General features: G+C 55.4%; 14 protein-coding genes and 2 pseudogenes. 9 read left to right on the forward strand and 7 right to left on the reverse strand.

What is annotated here, in order from left to right:
• Nucleotides 1-53: 53 nt before the first annotated feature.
• Nucleotides 54-1,274 (reverse strand): MFS transporter, encoded by a 1,221-nt coding sequence (locus tag C7476_RS12125; RefSeq protein ID WP_114430171.1) that lies wholly within the window; start codon nt 1,272-1,274, stop codon nt 54-56.
• 878 nt (nt 1,275-2,152) lie between these two features.
• Between C7476_RS12125 and C7476_RS12130 the strand changes: the two genes are divergently transcribed.
• The 4 genes from C7476_RS12130 to C7476_RS27840 all read left to right on the forward strand — a co-directional run bounded on the left by C7476_RS12130 (nt 2,153) and on the right by C7476_RS27840 (nt 4,853).
• Entirely contained in the window at nt 2,153-2,974 is an 822-nt protein-coding gene (locus C7476_RS12130) for an alpha/beta fold hydrolase (RefSeq protein ID WP_210207792.1), read from the forward strand.
• Nucleotides 2,975-3,134: 160 nt separating this feature from the next.
• Entirely contained in the window at nt 3,135-3,887 is a 753-nt protein-coding gene (locus C7476_RS12135; protein ID WP_114430172.1) for an SDR family NAD(P)-dependent oxidoreductase, read from the forward strand.
• Nucleotides 3,888-3,938: 51 nt separating this feature from the next.
• Nucleotides 3,939-4,142 carry a hypothetical protein gene (locus C7476_RS12140; RefSeq protein ID WP_181872415.1) on the forward strand — a complete coding sequence of 68 codons (204 nt, stop codon included), beginning with the start codon at nt 3,939-3,941 and terminating at the stop codon, nt 4,140-4,142.
• A gap of 54 nt (nt 4,143-4,196) precedes the next feature.
• Nucleotides 4,197-4,853, forward strand: a complete 657-nt coding sequence (locus tag C7476_RS27840; protein WP_147274647.1) for a hypothetical protein — start codon at nt 4,197-4,199, stop codon at nt 4,851-4,853.
• A 287-nt stretch (nt 4,854-5,140) separates the two neighbouring features.
• Here the strand turns inward: C7476_RS27840 and C7476_RS29220 are convergent, their stop codons facing one another.
• Together C7476_RS29220 and C7476_RS12155 are read right to left on the reverse strand one after the other, a co-directional pair.
• Complete coding sequence (locus C7476_RS29220; protein ID WP_181872416.1) at nt 5,141-5,434, reverse strand: hypothetical protein; 294 nt, start codon at nt 5,432-5,434, stop codon at nt 5,141-5,143.
• Between the two features lie 298 nt (nt 5,435-5,732).
• Nucleotides 5,733-5,948, reverse strand: a pseudogene (locus C7476_RS12155) (sugar transferase); the annotation flags it as partial.
• A 537-nt stretch (nt 5,949-6,485) separates the two neighbouring features.
• On the opposite strand from C7476_RS12155, the gene C7476_RS12160 reads away from it, so the two are divergent.
• Nucleotides 6,486-6,926 carry a hypothetical protein gene (locus C7476_RS12160; RefSeq protein ID WP_245426287.1) on the forward strand — a complete coding sequence of 147 codons (441 nt, stop codon included), beginning with the start codon at nt 6,486-6,488 and terminating at the stop codon, nt 6,924-6,926.
• Nucleotides 6,927-7,022: 96 nt separating this feature from the next.
• On the opposite strand, the gene C7476_RS12165 is transcribed toward C7476_RS12160, so the two are convergent.
• Nucleotides 7,023-7,244, reverse strand: a complete 222-nt coding sequence (locus C7476_RS12165) for a hypothetical protein (protein WP_114430176.1) — start codon at nt 7,242-7,244, stop codon at nt 7,023-7,025.
• An 840-nt stretch (nt 7,245-8,084) separates the two neighbouring features.
• Between C7476_RS12165 and C7476_RS12175 the strand changes: the two are divergent.
• Nucleotides 8,085-8,297, forward strand: a pseudogene (locus tag C7476_RS12175) (DUF982 domain-containing protein); the annotation flags it as partial.
• 467 nt (nt 8,298-8,764) lie between these two features.
• Here the strand turns inward: C7476_RS12175 and C7476_RS12180 are convergent.
• The gene (locus C7476_RS12180) at nt 8,765-9,265 is read right to left on the reverse strand and encodes a hypothetical protein (protein ID WP_114430179.1); all 501 of its coding nucleotides are present in this window, start codon (nt 9,263-9,265) and stop codon (nt 8,765-8,767) included.
• 667 nt (nt 9,266-9,932) lie between these two features.
• On the opposite strand from C7476_RS12180, the gene C7476_RS12185 reads away from it, so the two are divergent.
• Nucleotides 9,933-10,244 (forward strand): hypothetical protein, encoded by a 312-nt coding sequence (locus C7476_RS12185; RefSeq protein WP_114430180.1) that lies wholly within the window; start codon nt 9,933-9,935, stop codon nt 10,242-10,244.
• A gap of 346 nt (nt 10,245-10,590) precedes the next feature.
• On the forward strand, nt 10,591-10,719 hold the full coding sequence (locus tag C7476_RS28665) for a lipoprotein (protein WP_114430181.1): 129 nt from the start codon (nt 10,591-10,593) through the stop codon (nt 10,717-10,719).
• A gap of 274 nt (nt 10,720-10,993) precedes the next feature.
• On the opposite strand, the gene cax is transcribed toward C7476_RS28665, so the two are convergent.
• On the reverse strand, nt 10,994-12,085 hold the full coding sequence (gene cax / locus C7476_RS12195; protein ID WP_114430182.1) for a calcium/proton exchanger: 1,092 nt from the start codon (nt 12,083-12,085) through the stop codon (nt 10,994-10,996).
• A gap of 48 nt (nt 12,086-12,133) precedes the next feature.
• Nucleotides 12,134-12,208, reverse strand: coding sequence for an ion channel (locus C7476_RS29375; protein ID WP_425373973.1), 75 nt, complete (start codon nt 12,206-12,208; stop codon nt 12,134-12,136).
• A gap of 415 nt (nt 12,209-12,623) precedes the next feature.
• On the opposite strand from C7476_RS29375, the gene C7476_RS12205 reads away from it, so the two are divergent.
• A partial coding sequence (locus tag C7476_RS12205) for an AI-2E family transporter (RefSeq protein WP_114430183.1) occupies nt 12,624-13,537 on the forward strand: 914 nt, incomplete at its 3' end.

Raw genomic sequence — 13,537 nt, forward strand, 5'->3', positions numbered from 1 at the left:
GGCCAATTCATATTGAGTCCGCCAGAGGACTATGTCTATCGAAACCGATACGATCACTCGTTGGAGGTCACGATTCGCATGACAATCTCATGCCGTAACGTCGGTGGGGCGCCCGACCAGCTGAGGCGCTGAATGACGACCACGGCGAGCCCCCAGGCGGCGGCTGTTATCGCGACGCAGACCCCGGCGAGGCCAGCGTACCCCGCTGTCGCAATCACGCTGCCTGCGACAAGAGGGCCAGCGGCAAATCCGAGCAAATAAGCCGATCCCGCAGCAGCGGCCCAACGCCCGTTGCGGTCGAGCGCTGCTGCAAGCCCGAAAAGATACGGAATCGAGAAGTAGTAAATGACGACCGATGCGATGACCGCGACGATGTAAACCGTTGGACTGCGCCAGAGACAGAGCGCGAGCGCGACAAGTACGAATCCGACGCTGAACCCCAAGATGGGGATTGCCCGTCCCCAGCGCACATTGACCACAGTAGCGACTCCTGCTCCTGCGAGACCGATCAGGGACGCGATGGTCAGAACATAACCGACCGCGGTCGTATCAAGACCTGCGCGCTCGCCCAAAGGCGCGCTGAACGCGTAGATCGCAGCTGAGGCGGTAAGGTACAGCACGATCGCAGCGAATGTCATGATTCCGAGTGAAGGTGAGGCTTGCGCCATGTCCGCTTCGGTTCGGAAGCCGCTTTTGGCCCGGTCGTCCGGAATGAGAAGCAGGATTGGGGCGAGTACTAGGGTCACACCCGCTATCAACGCTAGGATGCCGCGATGTGCGAAGGCAGCGGTGAGCTGACCGCCGATTGTGAACAGCGCAACACTGACCAAGGCCCATACGACCTGAAAGTAACCATAAACTTTGTCCGGATTTTTGCAGTGGGAGGCGACGACGGAAAGCGACACGGCGTAAAGCGCGCCTTCGCCAGCGCCCGCGAGGGCGCGGAATACAGCTAGCCATCCTAGCGAGACACTGAAGATTGAACCGCCTTGGGCGACCAAAGCCAGTACTACAGCGACGAGGCTGACACGCCGATAGGAAAACCTGGGCAGGATAGGTGCGATTGTCGTCGCGGTGACGGCGAGGGCAAGCAACTCGATGGAGACAATGAAGCCGGAGTCACGTTCCGACAGTGAAAGACCATCCATCAACCCGCCAATCACAAAAGGCGACATTTGCGGAACCATCCCGCCGATCACCTGCGCGGCGGTCGCGCCGACAACGAAGGACACAGGATCGCGGGGCATCGAAGAATGGCGAGCAGTTTCCGTCATGGTTCGGCTACGGTCCCCTGCAGTCTAGTGATCATTTAATGTTGAGCAACGCATGGGCTAAGCGGCAGCGTTTGGGCGCGTTACAGCCAGAATGGTATCACTGGTTGTTCAGCTACGTCGAGTGTCATTAAGATTGATAGGAACACGAAGGCAATGCGCGAAACTAGCCGCTCACTGCGAATGTCGTCCGGACTGCTACCCGACCCGCTCTTATCCAGGACTGCTTCGGTTATCGAGTTCGGCAACCACAGCGTAAAATCGTCCGAAAAGCTGTCGCGTCCCGTCAGCGGGAGTCGCTGTGTCACCCCACCTTTGCCATACTTCAAGGTGCGGGCCACCCTGCTGAGGATGGTGCACCCAATAACATAGTATGTGGCTTCCTGAGTAAGGGACTATAGCGAACTGGCATTGCCGCTGAAAGAAACCATCGATCGGTCTCACTGGATCACCCTCGCTGATTATGAAAAGCACCATCCAAGATCCCCCGTTCCTCTCGCCTTCATTTCAATTGCGTGTTTTGTCTTTCGGTATGTGTTCCCCCAACCAATGGGTGGGATGTCTGAGTTCGACATCGGAGTTAATTCTAATGTGCGAGCCGTGTTAACCGGACGCGACAGAGATGGTGAATGCAGGAGTTTTTCCGGTTTCTTCCTGCAGCCAACGAATTGGCAGACGAGCGTCCTACCTGTCCGGCTCCAACTCAAGGAGATCTCCGCATGAACGGACATACACCGTTTGAAACGATCGATGCGTCTCGCCGCAACCTTCTTCTGCTTGGGGCGAGTGCGACGGTTTTCGCTGCAATGCCTTCACTGGCGTTCGGCGCCCCACCTCTTTCACCAACCAATTCCAACAACCGAAGCGAAAGGCCTAATGACATGGGCATACTTAAAATCAAGGACGGTACGGAGATCTTTTACAAGGATTGGGGAACGGGGCAGCCGATCGTCTTCCATCACGGCTGGCCCCTCTCCAGCGACGATTGGGATACGCAAATGCTCTTCTTCCTGGATAAAGGCTACCGCGTCATCGCTCACGACCGTCGCGGCCACGGGCGCTCAACCCAAACCGCAACTGGCAACGACATGGACACCTATGCCGCCGACTTTGCCGAACTGGCGGCGGCGCTCGACCTGCGGGACGCCATACACGTGGGACATTCGACCGGCGGCGGCGAAGCTGCTCACTACGTCGCACGTCATGGCAAGGACCGCGTGGCCAAACTGGTCTTGATCAGCGCCGTTCCGCCGATCATGGTGAAAACCGCCGCAAACACTGGTGGCTTGCCCATCGAAGTCTTGGATGGCTTGCGTGCTCAGCTCGGTGCAAACCGCGCAGAGTTCTATTGGAATTTCCCGATCCCGTTCTACGGTTTTAATCGCGAGGGCGCAGCCATATCCGACCCAATCCGTACCAACTGGTGGCGGCAGGGCATGATGGGGGGCGCGAAGGCACACTATGACTGTATCAAAGCCTTCTCGGAAACGGATTTTACGGAAGACCTGAAAGCGATCGATGTCCCGACGCTTGTGATGCACGGCGATGATGATCAGATCGTTCCCATTGCGGACTCCGCGCTCCTGTCAGTGAAACTTTTGAAGAATGGGACGTTGAAGGTCTACGAGACGTATCCGCATGGCATGTGCACGACCCATGCCGACGTCATCAATGCCGATCTTCTTGCGTTCATAAAAAGCTGAGAGACGCCTGCGGCCGGTGACTATCATGCCATCGGCAACAGCCCGAATTATATCGAACCGGAGCGGCGACTTCCGACAGTCCTTCTTGTCCACGACTCCGGAACATTCTGAAGATCGATGACAATGCATCGTCAAATACAGTGAGATGAGGCGAACCACTATGGAAAACTTCCAAGAAAAAGTTGTCATCATTACGGGTGGCAGCAGCGGCATAGGCTTGGCTGCCGCCCAGCAATTTGCATCGCAGGGTGCGAAGGTCCTTGTCACAGGACGGCGCGCTGGAGTACTGGCAGAGATTGCCGCCGCAAATCCCAACATCCATGGCTTTGTCGCGGACGCAGCCAATCCGGAAGCAGCGCGTGACACAATTGATGCTGCCATCAAACTTTGGGGCCGTCTCGACATCCTGGTCAACAATGCCGGGGGTGGTGCGATCAAGTCGCTGATGGAGAGCGATGCGAATACCATCTCGAGTGTATATGCGGTGAACGTGACTGGACCAATCCTTCTCGCAGCGGCAGCCGTTCCGCATCTTGCAACGACGCGGGGCACCATCGTCAATATGTCGAGTACATTCGGCAGCAAGGCTGCCGCAGGGCTTTCAGTTTACGGTTCGAGCAAGGCTGCAGTGGAGCACCTAACACGCTGCTGGGCGTTGGAACTTGCGCCGCAGAGAATTCGAGTTAATGCCATAGCGCCTGGACCTGTGGAGACAGATTTTTTGCGCGACCGTATGGGCTTGTCTCCGGATCAGATTGCCGCTGTGACAGAGCACGAGCGTAAGCTTATCCCGTTAGGTCGCCGTGGTGTACCGGAAGACATTGCCACGTGGATTTTGAAAGTCGCCGATTCCCGCGCGACGTGGATCACAGGACAGGTCATTGCCGTTGACGGAGGGCTCGCCACCGCTTAATTGCGACGGCGGCACTGATAGCCAACGGCCAAGCGACCTCTGAAATGCGTGATGGTCAACCCCACGCGCCTTATCGTCGTTATCGCATTCGGCCGAGCAGACAATGGGCAACTCGTGCCTGCTTACGATCCGATACAGTTCGATACCGCAGAAGACGGCACGCGAATGGCACGCAATCTCGCGGTAAAATGCGCTGGCGTATTGGCGTGGCTCGCGATGCACGGCCTGGGGTCGGAGGCTACGGGCGTCCGATGATTCTGTTTCAATCTGGCGACGTACCGGAGCTGGAGCAGCCATCAAGCGATCAATATGACGTGGGAAGCAAACATTCAAAACCTCGTCAAAATTGGCGCGGTTAAAATCACCCGGCGTGATGAAGCGGTCATTCACCAGCGCCTGGCAGACGCCGAGGCATATTTAGTGGACACCAGAAATGTTACCACCACTCAATCCCGCTTCTTGCTGGCGTTTGAAGGTGTGCGCCAGGCAAGCCTTGCAGTCGCCAACCATGCCGGGATCAAAGTTATTCCCAGTGCCCAGCACAAGGTTGACGTGTCGCAGCTGGCTGTAATGGTTACCCAGCTTGAAAGCGTCGTTTCCGGGTGCAGCAAAAACCTTGGGAGTTTTCCGCAATATCCGCATACAACGCAAGAGCGTGTCGCCTGCCCCACCAATCTCGCCGGAGCAAGCGGTCAAGGCAGTGTATATTCTGGAGCAGCTTCTCGCCCGTGCCCGAGTTCTAACAAATGTCCGAAACACCCGAAAAGCCCGCGCACCCTTCCCAGATGGAGAAGGCTCCAGCCGGACTTGTTCGAGCATTGCTGCATGCACGATAGCTGCAAGTCGTGGGGATCGTTCGCTTTGACAAGCGCTACGGACTGGAGTGGTATTGCGGCGAGCACAAAGCTAGTGACTGACGTGAGGGCGACATGGCGAAGGATGGCGGCAGGCTACATTATTATCTGAGATGAAGCACCGGAGGCTTCTGGGAAGGCCCCTTAGACGCATCAGCCGTGCAATGAGAAGATTGCTGTACACCCGAAGGCAACACCATTTCATCTAGTAAATAGTGGTTATCTCTCCTGCACGAACCCAATCCCCAAGAGCCGATTTCGCACCTCAAAGACGACAACCACAGCTTGGACCCTCACATCGATTGAGGTACCGGCGAAGCCATCTTGAAACTTGCTATAAAAATAATATCTTCGCGAAATCTTGGCTCAAATTGCGGGGCGGGACCATGGCACAGCAATTCAACGGTAAGCTTGAATGTTCGCAATGCCGATATGTTCGCGTTTCTGACTACCTTCCCGAATGCCGTCGTCGAACCGATCCATGAACAGGCGATGCCGGTCATCTTGCGCACCTCTGAGGAAATCGACATTTGGATGAAGGCGCCCGCCGAAGAAGCGCTGCAACTGCAAAGCCCCCTGCCCGACACTGAGCTGTTGTTTTGCCACAACCGAAGGCAGAGGAAGAACAACCGCTGCTGCTGCTCTAATCGGAGGATTGAGCCAGTGCGCTATGAAACCGATGAACATCTGCACTGTGTCGAAGAATCCGCAGCAATGCTGGTTCCTATTTCACAACCGAGCGCATGCCCTGTCACCCTCTCGGCAGCGCAATCTCGATGTCTAGAGCCACGACGAGCACGGCAAGTACCATCAGCGTCGCCAACACGGCTACACCGACCGCCAAATTTATATGTCCTCCGAGGGGAGCCATTGTTGCCTCCATGCGGGACGGCTGACCGCCGTCCCTGACTAGAGTTCTTTTCATTCTTTCACGCGATAATGACGACGATCTCAAACGAGTCTGGGATCGACGATGACCAGCCACGCCGGCTCAGTACGAACCGCGAGACGCGCATACCGCCGGAATGGTCTTGAGAAGAATGATGATATCCTTCTGAAAGGACCAGTTTTCGACGTAGTGCCTGTCGAAAGCAACGCGCTCGTCATAGTTGACGTCATTGCGTCCGCTGATCTGCCACATGCCAGTCAAGCCGGGGCGAGACTTGAAATAGTACGTTGCGGCGGAACCGTAGCGTTCGATTTCGTCCTATTCACGAGAAGTTCCTTTCGAGTCAAATCATCCGCGAAGCTCGGCTCGTCTGTGGGCTTCGTGGCAAGTCTAGGCCTGCAGCGCTATATGCCGAATGGAATTTGACCTTGCAGATGTCCCTCCCGAGTTTCGATGGCTGTGCCGACCCAATGCAATCGGACTAATCGCGCTGCCGCACGCCCAAACGTGGAACAGAGCCACCCGTTCCACGTTTGGACTTCAGACCTATGGGGTTGGGACGTATGGCCGTTCAGGAATAAGACCAAAGTCTTGTCGTAAAGCAGCAATGGTTTTGATCTGGATCATATCGGCATGGAACTGTTGACAGTCGCGCATCGGGCTGTTTATGCCACCTTACTAGGTTCGAAGCGATCTCGATGAGACCACTCCAATTCCCACGGTATGTAGGAGGCGTCGATGCTCATCCATATAAAGCCGGTTTCAATTCTTTGCAGCGCCCTCGTAACGGCGGCTCTTGTCGCGACGCCCTATAAAATCACCTTAGATAACCAATCTCTTCACTTGGAGGCCCAAATGGTCTGGGCGAAAGATGGCGGTAACAGCGGCGGGAACGGCAACGGCAATGCCGGTGGAAACGGCAACGGCAATGCCGGTGGGAACGACGGCGGCAATGCCGGTGGGAACGGCGGCGGCAATGCCGGTGGAAACGGCAATGGCAATGGCAATGGTAGTGGCAATGCCGGTGGTAAGGGTGGAGACAAAGGCCACACCGGAAAAACCGATGATGCTGGTAACAGCACCAACGTAAATGGTGGTACAATCAGTCAATCCGCACCCCAAACCCGCGAAAGCGTACAAACTGGCGCACCGGCGATGGAGGTTCGCCACGCGAACGGAATGAGTGAAAAGATTGTCGGCGGACGCTATGTAATGAAGGATGCTAAGGGCCGCACAATCATCAACCGCACCGCGACATCATCGGATCAGTCAAGATTGCAATCATTCGCACGCTGAATGTTCGATTTGGGAGTGCCGTTGCTATTTTCCTGGCAGACTATGACAAGGTTCCAAACTTTCCCTCGTCACGTGGATTTGCCTATAGGCTAGGCTCTAATCAATCAACCACGCAGCAACAGCGAAGCCGAATAAGGTTCCCCAGACAAATCCGGCCCATGCCGGCATCCGGAACTCGTCCCGCTCCTTCACGGCGTTGATTTGCTTGCGAAGGGCACCTGAACCGCGGACGACAGAAATTCGTCCCTTTCCATTTTTCCTCCTCATTTTTCTTTTTTTGGGAAACGAGATCGCAACAGATCCGTTCCAAAGCGCCATTTGTCCACCGGCAGACACACGATTGTAGCACGCGAAATTAAGCGTAAAATTCTATTGGGTGGCGTTGGCAGGTCGTCAGATGAACAAACGTCTTGATCACAAACTCGAATGCCCAAAATGCGGAACGATCTATCTGCGAATTCCGGATGACGTGCAGGACGACACTCTGATTCAATGCAGTTCGTGTGGCAGAGTGCTTGGTAGATGGAGGGAACTGGAAATAGATTTCCATTCTCAAGGGGGTGGCAGCGGCGTCTTCGAAATGCACGACGGGAAAATCATTCGAAGGGAATAAATTCTATGCGTGTACCTTTTGATGACGACCCAAACGATGAGCGGGATACCCCGCCTTCCTCACATTACGGCCTGATATTCTGCATGGGTATTGCTCTCGCAATCGTCGGCAGCTGGCTAATTCACTTGGAACGCTCAGACCCAATGTTTTGGTAATTAGCGGATTTGCAACTGAGGCTGAATAGGGCTTTTGATTTTCGCTAATGGGCCTTTGGTCCGATCTCTCGTCGACTAATTAAGGCTATACTATTTTGGCGCCGACGTTGCCCCGTCGGCAAGGGCCCGCCATGGCCCAAACAGCCCGGTCAGCTGTAACTGAGACTCCAGTTGACCGGGCTTTTTGAAGAAGAGCAACTAAAGCACATTATATTTGTTGATGACCCAATATTCACATTGATACCAAATGGCGGTGGTCGAAAAGGCCACCGCCTTTTTCGTGCACGGTCTCACGTAGTAAATATTGACTATTCCGCTGCGTGAAACGGACGCCGATTGGTTGCCGTTCCAATGTGATGGAAGAAAGGCCCTTCAAAGAAGTTCGCATCGCGTGTCATCACATCAGCACTTCAGGCCGCAGAGCAAATCCTGACAGATTGGCCGATTGAAGAAAGCGAGATATTGACCGCTGCCAAACACGCCCTGCTGTCCTGTCTGGAAGGAAATCTCTCCCCCGGATCGGCGCGCTTTGCATTTATCCAGGCAGCCAAGGAGGCCGGCAACTACGTCGGACGACCCGGAACGTGGACCGCCGACAGGTAAGTCCTTCCGGTGGCACAAGAGCAAGCCGCGGCGCCGAGCTTAATGAGTTCGTTTTTGTGGATTTGGCAGTATAATTGAGGCGCTGATCTAAGGGGCCTCACCGGCCTAGGAACTTTTCTCGCTTACTGCTGTTCATAGCGTGTCGTTGAGGGTGGCGCCCTTCGGCACGAGGTCTGGCGACCGACTACCCTCTCCGGGTCAAAGCGTCAGGCCTCACCTTTTGTTAACCATACGTGGCGCACGCTTTGGATGCTGACTATAGTGCCCACTGGGTCGGCACCCGGCCTGCCCTTTGTAGTGTGCATTTCGGCAGGTCGGGACATTAGACGCGTTTTATTGGTACTATAGTCAGAACCTCACCTTGAAGCCGGTCGTTCCATTGACGCTGTAGCTGTCGGCAAAGTTGCTGAGGCTGGTTGAAGCAGGAAGCTTTGACCGACCCCTCTTTTCCCTTCAGACGGACGCCGCTACTTCTTCTGAGCGGCTTGACACTCGCGCAATGCCTTGAACGCAGCATCGGTACCAGTAAGATCAACCACTAATTCCTTACGCCCTTTGGCGGTGATCGTCAGCTTTTTCTTCTTGGCAAGACCATAGATAAAATCGAGGTCGTTGAAAGGAACGGTTGCACCGTCGAACCCTTCAATCTCCTGGCCGGTAGCCACACCCGTGAACTTCTCACCATCGACGTCGAATACGACCGAGAGCTGTTCACCTGCGGTAATCTTTTCAGGTTTTTTGGAGTAAAGCGCCAGATAGCCGCGCAGATCTGCGGTTGCATCGATACCGATCTCCACCTGTGCGCCAGCGTCTGGGTTTTGCCGGGCGATAAGGCAGCCAGGGCCCATCTTCTCATTGACAAAAATATCCCAACCGGCCGCCTTGCCATATTTCTTGATCATGTCCTGGGCCTCACATGGAATGGTAAGGACAGCGATTGCGAGGGCAGTCTGAACTAATAAATGCATGATCTCCTCCTGCGTTCTGCTTTCAATGAAAAACACGACGATGTGTGCAACGCTTCAAAATCTCTGCGATGTTTGGGTACGTCACAAGAATCCAATCGCCGAGAGCGTTCTTCCCGACATCAGCACCAAGAACCAACGGAACCCCAGCTTGTGAGCAGCGGTACCGTTCGATCGTGAGCATTTCCGGCCAGTGAAATCCTACGGTGCGCAATTAACAAGTACGTAACTGTAACTTTGCGGGAAGTGGTGGATTTGGCAGCGGCAAGAGCTGTCGAACTGGTCGCGGCGCTCGGCCAGCTGGCAGCAACCATTACGTGCAGAATGCAACCTTAACCCGACACCAGATCTTCATCGAGATGATCACGGGCCTGCTCCTCTTGAGGCCCGGCCACTCTCCAGAGGCGCCCTGCCCTGCCCACGGTTGGGCCTCTCTTTCAGCATAGGACGGGAAGCGTCGGGCCCCGATTTACCCCGTGGGAACTTCAAGCACGCCGGACAGTTTAGTTACATCGGAGAGCATCGCCGATTCTCCGAGGACGTTTGAAGAGGGCCACCCACTTGAGACCGAGCTTCGCCTGGTGGCTCGCGTCAAATTGAACGTGAAGACGATCGCGGAAGAGGCCATGGAACAGGCGGGGTTAAGAACGCCTGATAGCGAGGTGAGGCCATGAGAGAACGCAAGGCGTCTTATGTTCCGAATCATGCCCGATACGAAATAACGCCGCCCAAGGAGGACGGCCCCTATCTTCGGCGCGGCGCTGAATGTGCAGGCGCGATCGAGGAGATGTTCAAGGATCAGATTCCCCTTCCTTTCAAGCACCTCGCCTATATCCGGGTGTACGAGAAGGCCAGGGAAGCCGGTTGGCAGGATCAGGAGATACGTAAGGCCATCCTCTTTTGGACCGACCAGATGATGCTTAGCCGGGTCGCAGGATCTAACGGCGAGGTCATCGACTATCTGGACGAGTTCTGGCGCTGAAAAGTGAGGCCCGAGCGGGGCTTCTGATTGCCCAATGACCCAATACAGATCATACGCCTTTCGGTGGATGACCAGATGGCCATTTTGCCCATTCTAGTTGACCCCAAAAGTCCCAATAGTTCGCCTCTTTGCGCCCTTGATCTATTTTTTCGAAAGCGACTACCGCCTCCTCGAAGCGGTCCATTGAGAAGTAAGCCGACATAAGTCCGCGCAGCCTCGACAGAACTAAGGTGTGGCTATCGGGGCACTACCCATATGTTCCTCGATTCCAACGCCTACCGCTTAAAACTATCTATGTTAGCCTCGAGTCGTTGGCCTACTTCAACTTGATGAAAAGGATCTTCGAATGAACAGAGTTCTGATCACCGTCGTTGCCGTACTAACAGTGACAAGTTTAAGTGCCTGCGGATCAATCGGGAAAGGAAAAGCTCCTCCGCCAATGGCGGAACCGACTGCAGCGCCAGTCTATAAATAAAGGCGCTTCTCTGCTGTGGGAAGGTGAGTACACCTTCCCATTCCATCGAACAGAAGGTAACCCATTGGCACGTTCGGCGGTGCGTTTGATGAAAGTAGAAATGCCTGGCGAGTGCTGATATTTTCGAGCGCATTCCGCCAGTTGAGTTTGATCCGGTGCCACTATCGCCGGCTGCATAAGATCAACAGACGATTTCTCCGCTCTGAGCCGTCCATTGCGGCCAACCTTCCACAATGCATCAAGATGGTCATTCAAGAGCTGTGGAAGACGTCTGCTACTGCCCGCCAGGCGGCAGTAAATACAGCGTCATCGCAAGAATAAGGTAGACCATCAACATCAATACACCCACGAACCATGTCGAGTGCCCGCCGTTGGTGACGATGGTGGCCGTCATCGTAGCGATGAGCACCATGACGACCGCACCCGGCCAGAATTGCAGATCCATCGGGCTCGGCCCGATGACGTAACTCAGTAGCACAAGGACTGGTGCAACGAATAGGGCGATTTGCGCAGCACTCCCCAGAGCAATGCCAACGCTCAGATCGAGCCTGTTCTTGCGAGCGCCGGAAAACGCTGATGCCATTTCCGCCGCACCGCCTACCAATGCCACGACGATAAAGCCCACGAATGCGGCCGTCATTCCAAATGTCACCGCCGCCTCCTGAACCGATTCGACAAAGATTTCGCTGACGAGCGCCACCAGGACCGTCACGCCCGCCAGCGTTACAAGGGCCACATTGAGTGGCCAAGGCTGCTCCTGCGAAGCCTCTTCTGTGCTGCCGAAGAGTTCGCTGTGGCTCTTGAGTGAGAATACAAGACCCAGTCCATAGACGATGATCAGGACGACTGACAGGCCGACGCTGAGTTTTTGCATGAACTCCGACGGCACTTCATAATCGGCAGAGGCTACTGCTGAGGGGATGATCAGGGCGACGGTGGCCAGAAACAGCAGGCTTGTTTGCAGACGCGCATTGACGCGATTGTAGTCCTGAATGTGGTATTTCAGTCCCCCGAGCAGGAACGACGCTCCCAACATAAACAGGGTGTTGGCAACAATTGCTCCGGCCACGGAAGCCTTGACAAGTGTGAACTGGCCAAGGCGCAGTGCGGCCAGCGCGATGATGAGTTCGGTGAGATTACCGAGCGTTGCATTGAGGAGGCCACCGACCGCATCGCCCGTTTTGGCTGCTACGGACTCGGTAGCGTGACTGAGCAAAGTTGCCAACGGAATGATGGCCAACACCGCGAGCAGAAAAAGCAGCGTGTGCGCTTCCGGGCTGGTCATCTTCGCCGCAAAAACGAAGGGCACGAGGGCAAGGAGCCAAAGGATCGGGTTATGCCGGATTTCTTGCCACAGATGATTCATGACCCCTCCATTCCAAATAAAGGCTCAATCGATGAAAAATGTGCAATGTCAATCGCCATAGCCAATAGTAAGGTCTATAACGAAGGTAAAATAGACTGTGTCGGTTACGCGCCAGCCTTCAATTCACCCAGCCAGAAGCCCCACGCGCCACCATTACCACGATGATCCCCGATAAGATCGGCCATCCTACCCGAACTTGCCGATACAACGCTTCGAAAAAATTGCGTCTAATCTGCCCTGTATCCCAATCGCTCCTCGCGCGACAGGTGGACCACGATGATCATAGGCATCCGGGCGCGCGCAGCAGAAGTACGTTACGGTAAAACGTTGCGTAAATTGATCAAATGGCGATGGCGGCCAAGGAACCCGCCCACATGACTGCGCCAGGCTGAGACTGCATCGGGCTTCCCGGATGGCTGTTCAAGGCGCGTCCAGCGAGCACTATTGCATCTGCCTTGCAGAAAGGCCGAAACAGGTAAATAGTCAGCAGGAGGACCGAGCTATCTGAAACCCAGATTGGCTCGGAAGGGGCAGCAAAATGCAGCCGAACGTCATCATTCCTGAGCGTGCGCCATCGCTCTTGAGACTGCTTGATTCAGCGCTTCAGATCGGACTCGTGGGCCTACTGATCTATGCCTGTAGCCGTATCATGTTGCCGTTTGCTGGCATCCTGCTCTGGTCGGTGATCCTCGCGGTCATGCTCTACCCTCTGCACCAACGCTTGGTTGTCCGGGTCGGCAACCGCTGGTCGGCGACGTTGATAGGGTTGGTCAGCGTTTTGCTGATGCTGGTGCCATTGGTCATGGTGGTGACGTCGCTTGGATCTTCCATACTTGTGTTCGTCTCGGACTTGCAAGACAGCAGCCTCATGGTATCGCCGCCGCCGCCATGGCTTGCCGACCTGCCTGTGGTCGGCCAGAAACTGACCGACACATGGGCGCTCGTCGCGACAAACATCCCGGCGGCGCTTGCCAAGTACGGCAAGATGCTCGGCGGCGTTGCCTCATGGCTGGCAGCGTTCGCGGGTGGTTTGGCCGCCGGTCAGCTTTCATTCGTACTTTCGTTCGCAGTCGCTGCCGTGCTCATCGCCTATGGCGAAGGGTGCACCGAGTTCGCAAGTCGCCTGTTGGAACGTATCACCGGCAGCAAGGCGCAAGGCTCCCGGCTGGTTGCGATGACCGCCGCTACGATCCGAGGTGTGGCGGTCGGCGTAGTTGGTGTCGCGGTCATTCAGTCGCTGCTGATCGGGATAGGCTTTTTCGCCATAGGTCTTTCATCGGCCGGCGTTTTGACGCTCGTGGTGCTGTTGTTTGCCATCGTGCAGGTGCCGGCGTTGCTGGTGACGCTACCTGTCATAGCCTATGTTCTTGCGACGGAAGCGACCACGCCGGCGATCATCTTTTCGATCTGGACCGTCATTGCCGGGCTCAGCGACAACTTCCTCAAGCCATT

The sequence above is a fragment of the Phyllobacterium bourgognense genome, from assembly GCF_003337575.1.
In the GTDB taxonomy this organism is placed as follows: Bacteria; Pseudomonadota; Alphaproteobacteria; order Rhizobiales; family Rhizobiaceae; genus Phyllobacterium; species Phyllobacterium bourgognense.